The following is a 19,067-nucleotide window of genomic DNA, read 5'->3' as shown; positions in this document are numbered from 1 at the left end:
TCAAGCGCGGCGGGGGACGCGGCGAATGAGCGCCGCCAACATCGCGGCGCTTGTCAGCGACAACACAGCAAACAGGACAAACAGCGCGTCGTAGCCAAAGCGCGGCACCAGCAACACGGTCAGCCAAGGCATCACCATACCCGGGACGGTATTGGTGAGATTGAACATGCCCAGATCGCGGGCACGGTGCTGCGGTGCAGGAAGCACGCGCAAAGTCTGGCTCGAGTGCAAAGCCAGAAATATCGCCGCTGCAACAGCAAACATAACATAACCTGTGATTGCTGCGCGCAGATCGTCTGCAGCGGCCATAAGCAGCATTCCGCAGGCGCATACCACCGCGGTTGCGACAAGCGGCACGATAGGCCGGTGGTGACGGTCCGACCAGCGCCCCAGCATCAGCGACAACGGCACCGAGCAGATTAAGACAATGCTGAAGATATTGGCTGCGCCGTTTTCGGGATAACCAAGCGATAGTGATCGCAGCCAGTACAAAAGAAAAGCAAACATGCCGCCTTCCGCTACCTGAACCAGCAGCCGGGCAGTCCACATCCGCAGCACCACCCGTTCGCGAAGGGGCTCTCGCGTGGCGGGGCGATCAGCCGCTAACATCAACGATGGCTGCACCTTGCCCTTGCCCAACGCAACCGCAGGCAGAACCAGCCCCGTCACAATAATCGCGACAAGTTCCAGCCGCGCTCCCGGAGCAATCAGTCCGGCCTGCGTCACCAACGATCCCGCTATAGCCCCCAGCGCCGGTGACAGGGCAAGCGCGCCCCCAAGCACACCCTTCTGCTGGTCTGGAAAACAATCCCCCGCCCATGCCATCAGCGGTGACAGCATCAGGTTAAGCGTCACCTGCCACACCATCACCAATCCAATGATTTCGGCCACACTGCTCGCACCTCCGATGGCGATCAGCGCCAGGTTTGAAGCAATTAGCCCCACGAGAATGAAGGGTCGCCGGGTGCGACTGCGATCGCTTAAAATTCCAACGCCAATGTTGGCGATACTGGCAGCCACCGCGCCCAGAAAGATGACCTTCGCCAGCGCAGCCACATCCTCACCGCCTTGCAGATCCGCGATCCGCTGTGGCAACAACACCGTCAGAAGCGGCACATAGGCAACAGCGCCTCCTGCCGCAGCGAGCGCAAACAGCGTGAGAAACCAGCGCGGCTGGCGATGTGGGGTTGTAATAGCGTCGCGCGCGGTCAAGCCGGTGCCTGCCGCGGCGGCGCCGTGGAGGATCTTTCAACCAATTGTGCCGCAACTTCAATGACAGCATCGTCGTCGTTGTCAGGCGCCCGCGCGATCAGCTGCTCAACCGCGCGGCTCACCGTTTCGGCGATTGGTTGGTCAACCGCAGAAAGCGGCGGCTGCGAGTAGCGGACAATCGGAGTGTTATCGAAAGAGATTACCGATAAATCTTCCGGCACGAACAACCCCCTTTCTCGCGCAACTTCAAGAGCAGCCAGTGCCATCTGGTCTGAGGACGCCAAGATCGCGGTGAGATCCGGGTTTCGGTCAAGCAAGGCACGCGCAGCACGGGTGCCTGAAGCATAGCCGAAATCTCCCACTTCCAGCAGCCCATCCTGCGGCAAACCGGCCTCGGTCATCGCACGTTTCCAACCATCGATGCGCCAGCCGCTAAGGCTGTAAGTTGATGGACCGGCGATCATAGCGATCCTTCGATGCCCCAGCTCAACCAGCCGCGATGTGGCTAGAAAACCAGCGCCCTCATCACCCATCGTCAGTGCAATACCTGGCCCTGACGCGTTCGATCCGATACGCGCAAACGGAATGCCGCGCTCTGCCAAAAGAGCTGTAATTAGATGATTTTCCGAGTGGGGAGGCGTCAAGATAACGCCGTCGGGTTGAAGGGCTGAAAGCGCCGCCCCCAATTCGCGTTCCACGTGATCGGAACGGGTATCAACTAGTTCGACCATCATCCTGTAGCCGTGTTGGCTGCAAGTTAGAATGCCTCCGAGAAGCATCTGGTCGACCCAGTCGGTGCCCCGTCGTTCACGCCAGTCTTCCAACGTGCGTTCGCGGTCATTGATGGCAAGAATGATATAGGACCGCGAACCGCTCATGCGCCGTGCCGCGAGGCTGGGGACATACCCAAGCCGATCGATCGCGGCCCGCACCTTGTCGCGAAGCTGGGGGCGGACGTTCGGCCCGCCATTGACCACCCGGCTTACGGTTTGAAGCGATACACCGGCTTCTTCTGCGACGTCTCTGATCGTGACCGTCTTGCGCATCCGCGCCATTGTCTTTCGGTCCCTGCCCCGCCTGTTACTGCACACGCCTACCCGGCACATGTTCTGCCGGTGACAGGATCCATACAGCCAAAGATGGCGTCGGATCCTGTGACAAGGAGTTGCGCAGGAAAACCCGCTACTGCAACCCCCTAGCCCTGGTTTTCGTCCGACAATACTCGGCCAACCGGACATTTATCATCAACGCAATTCAATCCGCCGCCATTGGACAGTAACTTGATGCGGTTGGAAAAAGGCAGCGCTCAGCGTTTCCGCCTTGCGCCGCCTTGTTATTGTCACGCCGTATCGCGCATCAGAAGTTAAAGCGGGCGATGAAGGTAAAGCGCCGATCGTTGCGGAACACCGCTGACGTCGTACGCGTCCCGTCGAAATCGACCACTGTTGACAGCTCAGTGGTTTCGTCGAGCAGGTTGACACCCTGCACACCCAGCTTGATGTTCGGGGTCACGCTGTAGAAGATCGTCCCGTCAAGCTGGCCGCCGGCATCCTGGTAGATCGCCGAGAACGGGAAGAGATCGTCCCGCGGCGTCACAAGGAAATCACTGCGCCAGTTGTATGCAGTGCGGATCGACAGCGGTCCCTTTTCATAGAACAGCGTCGCATTGACCGTGTGCTTCGACGTCCCGGCCAAAGGCAACTGACCGCCGAACGGTCCGTTGTTCAAAGGCTGGCCGCTTGAATTGACCGAGGGCGAGCCAATCCCCGAGATGTTCGGGTTCGGGAAATCGCCGGCGTCAATGTAGGTGTAAGTAACCGCTGTCCCGAGCCCGTCGAGGAAGCCCGGCAGGAAATTGAAGGTCTGCTGATAACTGAATTCAAGACCTTTCAGCGTGCCATCAATGTCGTTTGCCGGACCACTGATGATCACATCCTGCGATGTGCCACCGGGCGTGGTGTAATTTACCAGCCCCGTGCCGTTGGAGATGATCCCAGAAATATCCTTCGCAAACAGCGCAAGGCTAAGCTGGCCGACATTGGCGAAGTAGTATTCGAAGCTCAGATCGTAATTCCACGCCTCGGTTGGCATGATGTTGCGATTGCCTGTTCTCACTGACAGGAGCGGCCCGTCGTTCACACGCCCGCTGAACCCGAGCACGCCGCTGGCGTTGAACAGGTTGAGATCGGGACGACTGATCCCCTTTGATACTGCACCGCGAACAACGATCCCGCCGCCATTATCGTAACGGACGTTGAACGCGGGCAGGAAGTGATCAAAATCGATATCGCGGTTGTCCCGGATCAACTCGCCGGTATGCAGCGCGGCAAATTCGGCGAGACGGGCGCCGGTGAGCTGGCAGAAGGCCTGTTGCGGTACACCCGTACCTGCACCAAGGCAGGCTGCGGTGATTTCTGACACCTGAACAATGCCGTCGCCGTTGCCGCCGCTGGTCACTGCATCGAACCGCGCCGGATCAGGGAATGCCAGAACCGAATTGTTGCTGACGTTCGTACGGACATACCGCAAACCGATATTGCCCGAAATCGAAGCACCCCCGTCAAAGTCGGCACCGAAGTCGAGGCGGGCATAGGCTGCCGATGTAATCTCGGTCACGTCCGAAATCTCACCGGGACAGAACGTATCACACTGGACAACCGTACCATCGATCAGCGTGCGGCTGCGGCCATTGACGCCCAGGTTGAAACGTTCGGGCGATTGCCCGAGCGTGCTGATGGCATCCCACTGCTGGTCAGTGACGCCGTCCAGATATTCCTGGAGGAAATCGTCGCCGCCGTAGAAGAAGGCTCCGCCCCCTGCGATCGGAGTTCCCGCCTCGCCGCGCTGGAAATTGTCGGCAAATGGCGTGCGATAGCCCGAAGCGGTGGGGAATTCGTCGGCGTAAACACCGCCCGCGATGGCGAATTCCTGACCCGGAAGACCGGTGAAGAAACGACCCGGCACGAACCCGCCGGTGGCTGCGCAGCCCGGCCCTTCGTTCCACGGTGCGCAGCCGGCACGGCCTGCCCATGGCGCCGAAAGATTACCCCAAGTGCTGAAGTTGGTATTGCGGTTGATCCGGTCGCGTGCGGCCCAACGCCCACCAATCTCGACCCGGCGGAAGAACCCGTCGTCGCTGAGGTCATATTCGAGGCTGCCCGAAAGCGTAAACAGTTCGCCTTCGTTCTTCTCACGGCCGTCAAGACCGAACCAGTAGTAGTTGTTAAGTCCGCTGGTGAAGTAATCGGCAGGGGCGCCGACGGGTGCAAGAAACTCAATGTCCGGCGTTCCGCCGCGCAGATCGATTGCAATGTCGGCCCAGGTGCTTAGCGCACCGAACACCGCATCGCGGGTCAGGTCTGAGGTCAGGCTCTGCATCTCGACCTTACCGCGGAACCGTTCGGAGAAGTTCATCTTCGCATCGAACGAAATGTCCTGTGTCACCGAATTGGCTTCACGCAAGAAGCGCAGAGAATCCATCGGGATCCCGCCACGACCAAAGGGGTTGGCATAAGCATCGCCGACGTTCTGCGTGAGAATACCGCTAACGAAATTACCGTTCGCGTCGAATTCGTAGGCCGTTCCCGGACGCGGCTGGTTCGTCGATACGCCATCATCGATCCGGCCGAGCAGCGCGTATTCTTCAGTCGAGAATGTGGTTTCCGAACGCAGGAATTCCAGTGTCATCACCAGATCACCGTCGAGCGTTTCGAACTGACCGACCGCCGAAAAGGCTTCGCGGTCACGGTCAAGCGTGGTGGAACGCACGTTGGCAAACTGCGGCACCAGCACCGAATTGGCCGGAGGGAAGTTTTCCGGCGTGAAGTTGGGGACATCCCCGAACCCGCCCGAGTTAAGCGGGAAGATTCGCGCGCAACCTGCGCTGAGATCGGCGGGGCGGTAACAATAGTCGACCAGCTGTGAAGCATCGGTGCGGCTTTTCAGCTCCGACTTCGAATAGCTCAACTGAAGACCGAAGGTGCCCTGTCCGGTTTCGAAGGTGTCGGATACCAAAACGTTGACAGTCGGCGACCATTCCTGGCGCAAGTCGCCATAATTCGCTTCGACCGAACCTGCGATCCGGAATCCGCGCCGGTCAAGCGGTTTGCGGGTAACCAGATTGACGAGGCCGGCGATGTGGCCTTCGATCTGATCGGCAGTGATGTTCTTGTAGGTTTCCACTCGCCCCACGAGTTCGGGCGAGACATCCTCGAAGCTGAGCGAGCGACCGCCATTGGCCGAGAAGATGTCACGGCCGTTAAGTTGCGAACTGACATAGGGCAGACCGCGAATGATAACACCGGTGCCTTCGACCGAAAAACGCGTGGGGTCCGATGTCTTTTCAAACCGGCCGATGTTCACACCGGGAATACGTTGAAGCGTTTCGGCAACTGAACGGTCGGGAAGCGCGCCGATGTCTTCGGCGGTGATGACATCAACAACCGTGTCGGCCCGCCGCTTGATGTTCTGGGCCGACTGCAAGGATGCACGAAAACCGGTGACAACGATCGTGTCGTCGTCATCCTCAACCGAAGCGTTGTCAGCGGCGGTATCGGCATCCTGCGCGAGAGCCGGCGTGGCGGTTGCAACTGAAATAGCCAACGCCGATGCGGTGCCAAGTGCGAACAGGCGCCGAGGTGGCGCAACAGGTGCGATTTTCATGATGTTTCAAGTCTCCCCATGGCGCGCGACAGATTCTTGTCTGTAGCTGCGAATTACAGGTCAGTGATAGCGCAAGTTGAGAGCGTTCTCAAGACTTGTAATCTTAGGTTCATATTGCATTCTGGCAACAGTTGCCGGGGTGGTGTATCCCATGGGTGCATGGGGCGCAGAGACCCGATCGGGATCGAGGAAAACGTGACAATAGAACGGATTATCATTGTCGGCGGGGGCACTGCCGGATGGATGGCAGCGGCTGCTCTTTCGCGTATTAAGGCTGGCCGGGCTGTGGAAATCACTCTTGTCGAATCCGAAACCATCGGCACTGTTGGCGTGGGCGAGGCAACCATTCCCCCCTTCGTCGGTTTCAATGATCTGCTCGGCGTCAAGGAAAGCGAAATGCTGGCCGAGGTCGGCGGAACCTTCAAACTGGGTATCCAGTTTGAAAACTGGGGAAAGCTCGGCGACAGCTACATCCACCCCTTTGGCGCCTATGGCTACACGATGGGCGGCATCAGCTTTCACCACGTCTGGCACCGCATGAACCGCGCTGGGGACAGGCGCCCGATCCAGGTGTTCAACCTTGAAACCATGGCGGCCTATTTCGGAAAATTCGCGCGTACCGAAGATTTCAAGCGCGACGACATCCCGCCAGTCAATTATGCCTATCACCTTGACGCGGGTCGCTACGCTGCTTTCCTGCGCCGCTTTGCCGAAGCGCGCGGAGTGATGCGACATGAGGGCAAGGTGGTCGATGCGGCTCTGGACGGCGAAACCGGATTTGTCACTGGCATCACGCTGGAAGATGGCCGTAACTTTGCAGGCGACATGTTCATCGATTGCTCCGGTTTCCGCGGCTTGCTGATCGAACAGGCGCTTAAGACCGGGTATGAGGACTGGAGCCATTATCTCCCCTGCAATCGCGCCGTCGCCCTGCCCTGTCAGCGCGATGACGGTAGCCCGCCGCCGCCCTTCACGCGCGCAACGGCGCACAGCGCCGGCTGGCAGTGGCAGGTGCCGCTGCAACACAGGAATGGCAACGGCCACGTTTATTGCTCGTCCTATATGGAGGACCAACAGGCGCTCGACATTCTGCTTGGCAACATCGCAGGAAAGCCACAGGCCGAGCCCCATTGGCTGCGTTTTACAACGGGTCGTCGCAAGAAGTTCTGGAACAAGAACGTAATCGCGCTGGGGCTTGCGGCGGGCTTCATGGAGCCTCTGGAATCGACCTCGATCCATCTCATCAACACAGGGATCGACAAGCTGATTTCGCTATTGTCACTTGATGGGATTACGCAGGTGCAGGAGGATACTTTCAACCGCCTGACCGGCCGCGAATATGCCCGCATCCGCGATTTCCTTATTTTGCACTACAACGCAACGCAGCGCAGCGATTCCGATTTCTGGAATTATGTCCGCACCATGGACGTACCTGACACCCTGCGCGAAAAGATCGCGATTTTCCGCGCCAACGGCCAGATCTTCCGCGAAGAAGATGAACTTTTCACCGAAACCAGCTGGGCAGCCGTAATGATGGGCCAGGGGATCACGATGGACGGTCACAATGCCATGGCAGACGCGCTCGACACTGCGACGACCCGCAGCGAAGTGGACGAAATGGAAAAGTCGATCCGTTATCTCGTTCAGGCGATGCCGGGGCATGGCGATTACCTTGCACGCTATTGCCCTGCTCCTGTCAGCGCCTGATTGGCGAAGCGGGCGATTGTTGACAAACATGGGTGGTCGCTGAAAGGGGAACCATCGCCCTCCCCGCTTTTCGCTAAGGTCTTCCCGCCATGATCGATGAACCGCACGGCTGGACCGCGCTGGTGCTGGCAGGACAGCGGCCCGGCGTCGATCCTGTCGCCGCGCATTTCGCGCTTGACGCCAAGGCGCTGGTGCCTGTTGCGGGCATGGCAATGGCGGGCCGGGTGTTGATGGCCCTGGCTGATACGCCTGCAATTGCACGGATCATCGTTCTTGCGCAAAATACGGCGCAATTGGAAGGCCATCGTGATCTGGCCTGGGCGGTCAATGACTCAAAAATCGAGTTTCGCGTATCGGGCGTCACAATCAGCGGTTCGTTACTTGATGCGGTGAACGATCCGGCAATCGGCCTGCCAGTGCTGGTGACGACTGCCGATAACGTCATGCTTACCCCTGCAACTCTTGCCGAGTTTATCTCGGGTTCCGGAACAAGCGATGTGTCGGTTGGCCTTGTCGCGCGCGAACGGCTCGAAGCTGCCGTTGGGGCTAACAAACGGACATGGCTGACATTCAAAGGCGGTGCTTTCACCGGGGCCAACCTGTTTGCGCTGTCTGCCCCCGCGGCCCGTAACGTGCTGACCTTTTGGGAAAGTGTTGAACACGATCGCAAATCGGTGCTGCGGCTGGCCGCACATTTTGGCCCGGCGCTGATGGTCAGGCTGCTACTTCGGCGAATGACCATACATCAAGCGCTCGCTGCTGCGGGGGCCAGGCTGGGGGCAACGGCCGCGCCCGTGATGCTGTCGGATGGGCGGATGGGCGTTGATGTCGACAAGGTCGAAGATCATGTGCTGGCCGAGCGGTTGTTGGCGGTTCGGGACTGAATCTTGTGCAACGGATTGCTCTCTACGATCTTGATCGGACGGTCACACGCGCCCCGACTTTCACGCCTTTTCTTGCGCACATGGCGGCGCGCGGATGGCGCCTGCGGTTAATCGGTCTGCCTTTGTGGGTCATCGCGATGATCGGTTACAAAGCCAGGCTGTACGGCCGCAAGACACTGAAAGAGTTTGGCCTGCGGCTTCTGGTCGGGGATGAGGTCCTCAACACGCATCTGCAGCCTCGCATTGATGCGTTTGTGGCCCAGCAGCTGACGCGCAACATTCAGCCCGGTGCGATCGCACAAATCACTGCGGATCGTACAGACGGCGTCCGGTTAATCCTGATAACCGCTGCGCCCGAAATCTATGTCGACGCGATGGCGCAGGCGCTTGGCTTCGATGCCTGTATCGCAACACTGCATCGCCGGGATGAAAACGGGAACTTGCGCGCGGCTATCGAAGGGCACAATAACTATGGCCCCGTCAAGATCGACCGGGTGAAGGCTTGGCTGACCGCGCATGGTATCGACCGAGCAGATTGTCACATCACAGCCTATACTGACCATGCCAGCGATGCGCCGATCCTCAATTTTGCCGATGTAGGAGTGCTGGTTGGCCGCTATGCCAAACGGCAAGGCGAATGGTTGTATGTTGATTGGAGCGGGGCATGAAGCGCATCTGCTTCCTGTTCAATCACGACCAGACACACCAGCTGGCCCATTCGCTTCCGATCGCGCTCGCCCTTGCGGCGCGCGGTCAGCATCGCGTCACTCTGGCGTATGTCAGGGACGCGATCCGGGACGAGATCAGGCGTCAGGCCGACCCGGGATTGCTCGCGCGGGTCGAAATTGTGAAACTGGGCCTGAAACGCGGCGGTTCGCAGATGCTTGCCGGGGCCCTGGAACGGTTGATCCCTGCGACCAAGCTGCTCGTTTATCGCGATAATCTGGAATTTTTTGCCGGTTTCGATGCCGTGGTTGTGTCGGAAAAAACGACCCTTCTGCTTAAGACACGTTATGAGCTTGCCGACCTGAAGCTGATCCATACCCGCCACGGCGCAGGCGATCGGGCCATCGGCTTCAACAAGCAATCGGCTGACTTCGATCTGGTGTTGGTGTCGGGTCCGAAAATCCGCGACCGCCTGATCGCAGAAGCTGGACTGACGCCTGACCAAATCGCTCTTGTCGGTTACCCAAAGTTCGATCTGTGCGCCGGCAACCGCTTTGCAGACACCTTCCCCGCGCCCGAACGCCCTGTGGTGATTTACAACCCCCACCCCTCGCCCAAATTGTCGAGCTGGTTTCGGCATGGTCAGGCGGTCATCGCAGCCTTCCGCAATCAGGATCGCTACAACCTGATATTCGCCCCGCACGTGATGCTGTTCGAACGCAAGCGCGTCGTGACGGTGGATCCGCCCGGCGTGGCACGCGTGGTTCCTCCCGGCCCCGAAACCCGCGCCAACCCGCGTATTCATGTCGACATTGCCAGCGCGGCAAGCAGCGACATGCGCTACACCAACCGCGCCGACATCTATCTGGGCGATGTCAGCAGTCAGGTCTATGAGTTCCTGCGGACGCCGAGGCCGTGTCTTTTTCTGAATTCGCATAACGTCGATTGGCAGGATGATCCCAACTATCTGCATTGGCGGGCTGGTCCGGTGCTGGATGACGCAACTGGACTGCTCGATGCGATTGATGCTGCAGTTGCATCGCATTCGAGCTATGCGCCGATCCAGCGGGCGCTGATCGACGCGACCTTTTCGCTCTCTGATCGCCCCTCCGCCGAACGTGCTGCAGATGCAATTACCGCCTTTCTCAAAGGATAGACTGCCCTTGGCTAATTTCAGCGATTTCTGGCAGTACGGCGTAGTCAAAACGCTGCGTAAATGGAAAGCTGCGGCGTTGTCGCCTATCACGGCAGCGCGCAGCAGCGGCCCGGTGCGGTCGGCCTATGGTGTGTTGATGACGCCGAACTGGCAGGATACCACGTTTCGGTATTGCATCTTCGGCACCTATGGCCGCGATCTGTCCGACCTGCTTTTGCGCCGCTGCGATGATTTCGTGTTTGTCGATATTGGCGCCAATCAGGGGCTATATTCGCTGCTCGCTGCGCAAAATCCGCGGTGCCGCAGCGTTATCGCCTTCGAACCCGTGCCAGCAACGCATCAACGTCTGGCTGCGAATGTAGCTATGAACGGCGGAGCGGAACGGACAATCCTGCACCGGCTCGCCATCGCGGACAGTGTCGGCGCCGTTAAGATCAGCGTTGCCGCCGGCCACACTGGCACTGCCACGCTGGCAGGGCGGAAGGCGCAAACCGGCGGCGGCGTGACAATCCAGACTATCGATGCTGCACTTGTTGATCCGCTGCTTGCCGGCGACTTGCCGCTTTTCGTGAAGATCGACGTCGAGGGTCTTGAAGCCGTCGTAATCAGCGAATTGACCAAAACCCGCGCGTTTGCGCGGATCGATGCGATCTTTTACGAGGTCGATAATCGCTGGGCAAACGCCGCTGATATCGAAGCCTTGCTACGCGGTGCCGGCTTTACGAACTTCGCCAAATATGGCCGTGGGCATCATTACGACATCCTGGCCACCCGTTCCTGACACACGATTTCGGCAAGCACCCGACCCGATAGCCAGGCCCCTTCGACACGTGGGCTGTGAAGATAGTCCCCTGCCATACCGACTTGCACTTTTGTATCGAAATAAGCGCCCTCACAACGCCGTGCCTGCGGCAGCGCATACAACCAGCGATGCGCATCAAGGTGTAATGTTTCGGCATGCGCAGTTCCGGTCGCAGCATGAAAATCCGCCAACACGGTCTGCGCAGCATCCTCCTTGGCCAGATCGATGATTGTACGGCTGCGCGATGCGGACGCGTGGATTACCCAAGTTTCCGGCCCGCTGCGTTCGGGCTTCGCACAATTGCGGGCTGCCCAACTAACAGGCCCCGTGTCAGAGCGAAACGTATCCGGCGCAAATGACAGCGGCGTATGAAACGCCGCCATCACCGCCCAACAAGGCGCTGACTGAACGCTTTGAGCCAAGGCGGCCAGATCGGGGGCAACGTTGGATAGAAGCACGGCGGCCTGTTCGGCAGGCACCGCGATCAGCACGGTGCGCGCCGTATAGGTTTGACCGTCCGCTTCCACGCGCCATCCGCCCGGCCCGCGCACAAGCCGTTCAGCGCGCATACCCCAACGCACATCCAGCTGCTGTGCCATTGCTTTGATGCAAGCATTCATCGCAGGCGTGCCGACCCACGCGTCGTCCCCGGCGGCAGGCCAGCGCGCAGCAGCGCCTGCCGCCTCCCACGCGTTTACAGCTTTGCGGAACGACGGTTCACGGGCAGTGAAATACTGCGCGCCGTGATCGAACGTGACGGTGTCGCCGCCGATTTCAATGCGGCGCGCCGCCATTCGACCGCCGGGCCCCCTGCCCTTGTCGATCACGATGACGCCCAGCCCCAATTCGGCCAATCGGGTCGCGGCTGATAGCCCTGCCATTCCGCCACCGACGATTACAATTTCCGTATCTTCGTTCATCATCGCGCAACGCGCAGCAATCGTGGAAGTTTCACGGTGCCGAACGCGGGGCGCACGCTTCGGCCAGCAAAAGCGAAAATTGCCCGTCTTCGTCCGTCCAGCGCGCCCGGGGCTCCCACCCTCCTGCGGCCAGCAAGGACTGGCTGGAACGACGCGTAAACTTGTGGCTGTTTTCGGTATGTATGCTTTCGCCCGCCACCATGCTGAACGTCTGTTCGCTGACGGTGAAGGAGATGTCCTCATTCGCGACAAGATGCATCTCGATCCGCGCAAAGGTGTCGTTCCAACGTGCTTCGTGTCGGAAGGATTCGACCGGAACAGTGCCTGCCAGCTCACGATTGATGCGGGTAAGCAGGTTGAGGTTGAACTGCGCTGTCACCCCGGCCGCGTCGTCGTAAGCAGCAAGCAGAACCTCTTCATCCTTGACCAGATCCATGCCGATCAGCAGCAATGCGCCTTCCCCCAAGGTTTCGCGCATGGACCGCAGCAGATCGGTCGCGGTGCGGGCGATCATGTTGCCGATGGTCGAACCTGGAAAGAACCCGAGTTTGGGCAGCGATGCAGTTTCGCCAGGCAATTCGACCCGCCGCATGAAATCGGCTTCGACAGGGTAAACGGGAAGCCCGGGGAATTTCTCTTCCAGCGCGGCCGACGATGCGCGCAGGAAGTCGCCCGCAATATCAAGCGGCACGTAGGCTGATGGCTGAATGGCGGAGAGCAGTAAGGGGGTCTTGACCGATGAACCCGATCCAAATTCCACCACGGTACGGCCCGGCCCGATCAGCTTGGCAATATCGGCAGATCTGCTGCGAAGTATCGATGCCTCTGCTCTAGTGGGGTAATATTCGGGAAGCTGGGTGATATCCTCAAAAAGTTGAGAGCCGATATCGTCATAGAACCAGCGCGCAGGGATGGCCTTTTGTGCAGAAGCCAAGCCGGCAAGGACATCGGCGCGAAACGCCAGATCGATACCGCTTTCGTCACGATTGACCAGCTGGAGGCCTTTGGCAAACGTCATGATTAGAGATCCTTTGCCAGCCGCAGCCCGGTGAATTGCCAGCGCTGATGGGGATAGAAGAAATTGCGATAGGACGGACGCGAATGGCCACGCACGGTTGCACAGGATGCGCCGCGAAGGATGACCTGACCGCTCATAAACTTGCCATTGTATTCGCCCACTGCGCCTTCGGCGGGACGAAATCCGGGATAGGGCAGATAGGCCGATCGCGTAAATTGCCAGCAATCGCCAAACAGGCCCGGCCCGCCCGTGGGAAGCGGCGGCACCGCGCCGTCAAGCTGGTTGCCCCCCGAAGGATCATGCGCAGCGTCGCTTCCAGCAATGTCCTGCCCGCGTGCGATGACTTCCCATTCAAATTCGGTTGGCAAACGTGCCCCCGCCCACGTCGCAAACGCATCAGCTTCGTAATAGGAGATATGGGCGACAGGCGCATGAGGGTCACGGATCTTCCAACCTTGATGCGTGAACTGGCGTTCCTCATGCCAGTACAAGGGTGCAGCAATGTTTTGCGCGTTTATCCAGGCCCAGCCATCGGCCAGCCACAAGCGGGCTTCCCGGTAGCCACCATCAGCGATGAACTGATCCCATTCGCCATTGGTGACTAACCTGTCCGCCAGCGCGAAGGGTTCAAGCAACGTGCGATGACGCGGTCCTTCGTTATCGAACGAAAATCCACCGCCGGCATGTCCCACCAGACCGATGCCCCCGGGATGATTGTGCCAGTCCATCGGTTGATTTGAACCTGTGGGCGCATGTGGTGTCCCCTCCCACATCGCCGGGCCAAGCGGGTTCTGAAACAGCGCATGTTTGATATCGGTCAGCAGCAATTCGATGTGTTGCTGTTCATGCGAGATCCCCAACGCGATCAGATTTGCCAAAGCTGGGTCTTCCAGAAGAGGCACCATCTCCTGATTTACCGCAGCGCGCCAATCCAGCACTTCATTCAAAGCGGGACGCGACAACATGCCGCGGGCATCGCGTGCAATGCGCGCACCTTCGGCTTCGTAATACGAGTTGAAAAGAAAGGGCCAATCCGGATTGTGCAACTGATACCCGCGCGAATGTTCGCGCAGCAGGAACGTTTCCCAGAACCACGTCGTATGGGCCAGATGCCATTTGGCTGGGGACGCATCGGGCATCGACTGAACGGTGGCATCGGAATCGCTCAATGGTTGGACCAACGCCTCTGTCAGGGCGCGGGTGTCGCGAAAGGCCTGTGCCAGCGGGCCTTGTTCTCGCAAAACGGCGGACGGCTGATATTCGCTGCGATGCACGTGCTCTCCTGCTTTCGCATGGCCCCAGACAAACATGCCCAAGGGTGATGACACAGAAAAGACATTAGCCTGACCGATGTTCCACCAGGTCGAAATTACGCCAAATTGTGTTTGGACGCAAAGTGGTTTGGCGGCCGGCGGGATGTCCCGGCCATGTGAAGGGGGAAGAGCGGTCTTCCCCCTTTAAAGGTCAGGCCGCGTGGCTGACTGCGGTGTCACGCCCACTGGCCGCTTCGTTGAGCATCTCTGCCACCAGAAAAGCCAACTCTAGCGATTGCTCCGCGTTGAGACGCGGATCGCAATGGGTGTGGTAGCGATCGCCAAGGCGTTCTTCGGTAATCGCAACCGCGCCGCCGACACATTCGGTCACATCCTGCCCGGTCATTTCGATATGAATGCCGCCGGGATGCGAGCCTTCGGCGCGGTGGACGGCGAAGAAGCCTTTCACCTCGCGGGTGATGCGATCGAAGGGCCGGGTCTTGAAACCGGTATCCGATTTCACAACGTTTCCGTGCATGGGATCGCAGCTCCAGACGACGGGATGCCCTTCGCGCTGCACCGCGCGCACGAGCTTGGGCAGACCATCTTCCACCTTATCATGACCAAAGCGGCTGATGAGCGTAATTCGCCCCGCCTCGCGCTTGGGGTTGAGTTCGTCGAGCAAGCGCAGCAGCGCGTCCGGTTCCAGCGAAGGGCCGCACTTCATGCCCAGCGGATTGCCGATCCCGCGCGCAAATTCGATATGCGCCGATCCGGCGAACCGGGTCCGATCGCCAATCCACAGCATGTGCGCTGACGTGGCGTACCAGTCACCGGTCAGCGAATCCTGCCGTGTCATCGCCTGTTCGTAAGGCAACAGCAGGCTTTCGTGGCTGGTGTAAAAGCTGGTGCCCTTAAGCTGCGGCACCGTTGCCGGATCGATCCCGCAAGCTTCCATGAAATCCAGCGCTTCGCCGATACGGTCTGCCATCTGGGAAAACTTTTCAGTCCACGGCGTGCGGCCCATGAAGTCGAGCGTCCATTGGTGCACCTGCCGCAGATTGGCATATCCGCCGCCTGCAAAGGCGCGCAGCAGGTTCAGCGTAGCAGCGGCCTGCGAGTACGCACGAACCATGCGCTGCGGATCGTTCCGCCGCGACACCGGATCGAAATCGATCCCGTTGATGTTATCACCAAGATAGCTCGGCAAGGTCACGCCGTCGATCGTCTCGGTCGGCGCTGAACGTGGCTTGGCGAACTGGCCCGCCATACGCCCGACCTTCACCACCGGACGCTTGCTGGCAAAGGTCATCACCACCGCCATCTGCAACAGCACGCGGAACGTGTCGCGGATGTTATTGGGATGGAATTCGGCAAAGCTTTCCGCGCAATCGCCGCCTTGCAACAGGAAGCCATGGCCATTGGCAACCTGCGCCAAATCGGCCTTAAGCGCGCGTGCTTCCCCGGCGAAGACCAGCGGAGGATAATGGGCAAGAGTGTGCTCTGCCTGCGCCAGTTCGGCCGCGTCGTCATACTGCGGCAGATGGCGCGCTTCGTGCGCCTTCCAGCTTTGCGGGGTCCACGTTTCAGGCACGATCACAACTCTTTCTTGTCAACATGGCACGCCACCAGGTGCGGGGGCGCCCGCTACAGGAGGCGGGTTTCAATTGTAAAGCGGCAATGCCCATTTGAACAACTTTATTTCCCGGACACGGTCAGCGACAACCGCGATCACCGCCCCTGTGTCATAGGCGTTGCCCCATTGGCCGCAGGAGCCGTTGCCAGCGTCTGCCCCTCCGGAATAACGGCGAGACGGAACGGTAATGGCTTGGCGAGATAACGCTGCGCAAGGAACTGCATTACCTGCGGGGTTGTCTGCGAATAGTCTGCCAGCAGGCTGCGCAGCAATTCAATTCGCCGGGGTTCGTTCGTCGCGCCTTCAAGGTTGTAGAGCCAGAATTGGTTTCCGGTCGAAGCGCGGCGGATGAGCTGGCTCAGCGGTTCTGTGACTCGGGCCAGTTCATCAGCGGTAGGCGGACTGGCAGCCAGATCTTGCGCGATCCGCGCGGCCTCGCTGAAGAAGACGGGCACAAATTCCGGTTCAAGCTGAGCGAGTGCCGTAATGCGCCCCCCACTGGCTAAGTCGCTCGGCCAATTGGAAAACACTTGCGGCGAATAACTGGCACCGGCACGTTCACGCAAGGCATCAAGCAGCCGGTTGTTGAACAACTGGGTCAAAATCTCAAGCTGACGGCTTTCACGCAGACTTGGTACACCGCCGCCGCTTGGCCAGGCCACCACGGCAGCGGCCTGATTGGCATCGCCGCGGTGTGTGACGATCGTGGGTGTTTCAGACGTCGGCGCAAAAGCGGGCACACGCGCCGCCACGTCGGCCGGGATCGGTTCGCGCGGCGCAAGCGCCCCAAAGGTGTTGCGCAGTTGTTCGATTACCGCAGGCCGATCGAATTCACCAAAGACGAGCACTTCGATCGGGCCCTGCTTCAGCAAGGGTTCCCACACGGCGCGAAAACCCTCGGGCGTGACGGCTTGCAGCGTCTGGGGATCAGGTGTTGCGAACCGGGCGTCGCCCCCGGTTACAAGATATTCCAGATCGCGGTTCAAAACGCCGCCCGGGCTGGTCGAAAAGGTGTTGTAGGCCAGCTCCGCAGCGGCCTTGGCGCGGATCACGGGATCCTTGTCCCAGCGCGGCATGCCAAGCTTTGCGGCAAACAGATAGAGCTGGTCTTCGACATCTTCGGATCGGGTTTGTGCGGTAAAGGTGAACACGGCTTCATCGATCGCAAAGTCAAAGCCCAGCTTGCGTCCCGTTGCCAGCCGGTCAAGCTCGTTCTGGCCCAGGTCGCCCAGACCTGATCCGACCAAAGCGCCCTCGCCCAGAGCTGCATAGGCTGCGGTGTCCTTGTCGAACGCGCGGTAGCCTGCGCCAAAGCGCACGCGCACTGTGACCCGCCCCGGTTCGGCATCATTGGCCCAGACCAGCGCCTTCACACCATTGGCAAAATCAACCTGTTCGACCTCCAGCACGCCCAGCCGTTTTTGATCCGTGATCGTGCCGGGCTCACCCACCGGGGGAAGATCATCGAACGAAACGGTCTGCGCAGCCAGCCGGGCCGATCCGTCAATCGCGGCTTCTGTTGCCAGCGCGGTTCGCAGCCTTGCCACGTCGGCTTCACCGGCGGTAGGCGTGACATAGACGGAACGTGTCACCGTGCCTTCGAACAGACCGCGGGTGCGTTGGAGCACCGCATCGGGCGTCAGCCGCGGCTTCATGTTGCGAAACACGTCAAGCACCACCTGCGGCGCTGCGACCGTTTCGCGAATGTCGACTGCGTTGATCAGATTGTTGGCAAGGTTCGATCCGGCTTCGACTGTTTCCTGTTCGACCCCATTTGCAAAAACGACGTCGAATTCGGCGACTTCGCGGTCGATTTCTTCCTGAGTGGGCGGGTTGGCGATCGCATCGGCGATAACGCTGCGGACATCGGCAAGTGCGGCCTGCCAGTCTTCGGTTAAAGGGGCAAACGTCACAAAGGTCGCATCGGTGGAACGCGACACGTCATCCTGTTGCACCTGCGCATACAGGTAGCTGCCGCCGCCGCGTGCGCGCGCTTCAAGTCTGCGATTGATGATTGCCTGGGAAATGGCATCACCCATCAATCCTTCGTTATAAAGGATCGTATCATCCACCTGCCGCCACGGACGCATCACCGCAAAGGTCAGGCTGCGCGGCAAATCGGGTTCGACGCCAACGGCAAGCTCACCGATCGGGGCGCCAGGCACGGCGGCATCCTGCGCGTTGGCCGGGGGCAGCGGATCGCCGAAATCGGGAGCGACACCGGGCTTACCGGCACCCTTCCAATCGCCAAACCACTGCTCAACCAGCCCTGCCAGCACCATCGGATCGGCATCACCGGCAACCACGATCACGGTATTTTCCGGACGATACCAGCGTTCGTAAAACGCTTTGACGTCCTTCCCGTCTGCGGCGCGCAAGGTGTCTTCGGTTCCGATCGGGCTGCGGGTCGCAAGGCGCTGGCCGGCAAAGAATGTCTGACGCGTGAGGTCAGCCATCCGCAGCCCCGCCCCGCCACGTTCGCGTTTTTCGGCCAGCACAATTGGCCGCTCTGCCGACACGTTGGCATCGTTCAGGACGGGCTCCCGGATCATGCCTGACAAAAGCTTGAAGCTTTCCGACAACTTGGCGGCATCGATATTCGGGATATCAAGCTTGTATGCGGTGTGGGTCGGCGTGGTTTCGGCATTGGCATCGCTACCGAATGTCGCGCCTAAACGCTGCCATGCGGAAATCGCTTCGGCTTTGCCCAGGTATTTGCTTTCACGGAACAACAGGTGTTCCAGCAGGTGGGCATAGCCCTGTTCGGCATCGGTTTCATGAAGCGAGCCTGCATCCACCCGCACGCGGATCGATACCTGCCGGGGCGGCACGCCATTGCGCCGCACGGCATAGCGAAGGCCATTCTTCATCTCGCCAAACAGCCACTTGTCATCGACCGGAATGTCCGAATTGCGGTACAGCCACGGGACATCCTGACCCGTTTGCAAAGCGGTGGGAGCCGGAACCGCAGGCTGTGCGGGCGCTTCGATCGGCGCAGGGGGCGGCGTCTGCTGCGCAAGCAGCGGCTGCACCAACGCAAGGGGGACAAGAACGGTGGCGATTGCGCTGGTCGCGCGAAGAAATGACGTCATACGCATCATATAGGGCGGCAAAGTCTGAAGCGATAGTGAATGCGTGCCTAGCCCTGCCC

At 59.8% G+C, this 19,067-nt stretch carries 13 protein-coding genes; 5 read left to right on the top strand and 8 right to left on the bottom strand.

The genetic code is table 11. The annotated features are described in order from the left end of the window. The 3 genes from SJY33_RS02275 to SJY33_RS02265 all read right to left on the bottom strand — a co-directional run bounded on the left by SJY33_RS02275 (position 1) and on the right by SJY33_RS02265 (position 5,874). Positions 1-1,212, bottom strand: coding sequence for an MFS transporter (locus SJY33_RS02275; protein WP_379920908.1), 1,212 nt, complete (start codon positions 1,210-1,212; stop codon positions 1-3). After that, positions 1,209-2,267: a LacI family DNA-binding transcriptional regulator gene (locus SJY33_RS02270; RefSeq protein ID WP_379920907.1), complete on the bottom strand. Its 1,059-nt coding sequence runs from the start codon at positions 2,265-2,267 to the stop codon at positions 1,209-1,211. The genes SJY33_RS02275 and SJY33_RS02270 overlap by 4 nt, the downstream gene beginning before the upstream one ends. 301 nt (positions 2,268-2,568) lie before the next feature. Then, positions 2,569-5,874 (bottom strand): TonB-dependent receptor, encoded by a 3,306-nt coding sequence (locus SJY33_RS02265; protein ID WP_379920906.1) that lies wholly within the window; start codon positions 5,872-5,874, stop codon positions 2,569-2,571. A 159-nt stretch (positions 5,875-6,033) separates the two neighbouring features. On the opposite strand from SJY33_RS02265, the gene SJY33_RS02260 reads away from it, so the two are divergent. The 5 genes from SJY33_RS02260 (at position 6,034) to SJY33_RS02240 (ending at position 11,068) form a co-directional block, all read left to right on the top strand. Then, positions 6,034-7,581 (top strand): tryptophan halogenase family protein, encoded by a 1,548-nt coding sequence (locus tag SJY33_RS02260; RefSeq protein ID WP_379920905.1) that lies wholly within the window; start codon positions 6,034-6,036, stop codon positions 7,579-7,581. A gap of 89 nt (positions 7,582-7,670) precedes the next feature. Next, entirely contained in the window at positions 7,671-8,465 is a 795-nt protein-coding gene (locus SJY33_RS02255) for an NTP transferase domain-containing protein (RefSeq protein ID WP_379920904.1), read from the top strand. A 5-nt stretch (positions 8,466-8,470) separates the two neighbouring features. Further along, positions 8,471-9,133 (top strand): HAD family hydrolase, encoded by a 663-nt coding sequence (locus tag SJY33_RS02250; RefSeq protein WP_379920903.1) that lies wholly within the window; start codon positions 8,471-8,473, stop codon positions 9,131-9,133. Beyond that, positions 9,130-10,287, top strand: coding sequence for a hypothetical protein (locus SJY33_RS02245; protein ID WP_379920902.1), 1,158 nt, complete (start codon positions 9,130-9,132; stop codon positions 10,285-10,287). The genes SJY33_RS02250 and SJY33_RS02245 overlap by 4 nt, the downstream gene beginning before the upstream one ends. A gap of 7 nt (positions 10,288-10,294) precedes the next feature. Beyond that, positions 10,295-11,068, top strand: coding sequence for an FkbM family methyltransferase (locus tag SJY33_RS02240; RefSeq protein ID WP_379920901.1), 774 nt, complete (start codon positions 10,295-10,297; stop codon positions 11,066-11,068). Here the strand turns inward: SJY33_RS02240 and SJY33_RS02235 are convergent. The 5 genes from SJY33_RS02235 to SJY33_RS02215 form a co-directional block, all read right to left on the bottom strand. After that, entirely contained in the window at positions 11,041-12,012 is a 972-nt protein-coding gene (locus SJY33_RS02235) for an NAD(P)/FAD-dependent oxidoreductase (protein WP_379920899.1), read from the bottom strand. The two genes, SJY33_RS02240 and SJY33_RS02235, sit on opposite strands and share 28 nt — an antisense overlap. A 28-nt stretch (positions 12,013-12,040) precedes the next feature. Then, positions 12,041-13,027 carry an L-histidine N(alpha)-methyltransferase gene (gene egtD, locus SJY33_RS02230; protein WP_379920897.1) on the bottom strand — a complete coding sequence of 329 codons (987 nt, stop codon included), beginning with the start codon at positions 13,025-13,027 and terminating at the stop codon, positions 12,041-12,043. A gap of 2 nt (positions 13,028-13,029) precedes the next feature. Next, complete coding sequence (gene egtB, locus SJY33_RS02225) at positions 13,030-14,301, bottom strand: ergothioneine biosynthesis protein EgtB (RefSeq protein ID WP_379920896.1); 1,272 nt, start codon at positions 14,299-14,301, stop codon at positions 13,030-13,032. Positions 14,302-14,491: 190 nt separating this feature from the next. Further along, on the bottom strand, positions 14,492-15,874 hold the full coding sequence (locus tag SJY33_RS02220) for a class II 3-deoxy-7-phosphoheptulonate synthase (RefSeq protein WP_379920895.1): 1,383 nt from the start codon (positions 15,872-15,874) through the stop codon (positions 14,492-14,494). Positions 15,875-16,011: 137 nt separating this feature from the next. Then, complete coding sequence (locus SJY33_RS02215; RefSeq protein WP_379920894.1) at positions 16,012-19,008, bottom strand: M16 family metallopeptidase; 2,997 nt, start codon at positions 19,006-19,008, stop codon at positions 16,012-16,014. Positions 19,009-19,067: the final 59 nt, after the last annotated feature.

Source organism: Erythrobacter sp. R86502, assembly GCF_042466465.1.
Classification (GTDB): domain Bacteria; phylum Pseudomonadota; class Alphaproteobacteria; order Sphingomonadales; family Sphingomonadaceae; genus Erythrobacter.
The sequence above is the reverse complement of the archived record's forward strand: the minus strand, read 5'-3'. Positions and strand labels throughout refer to the sequence as shown.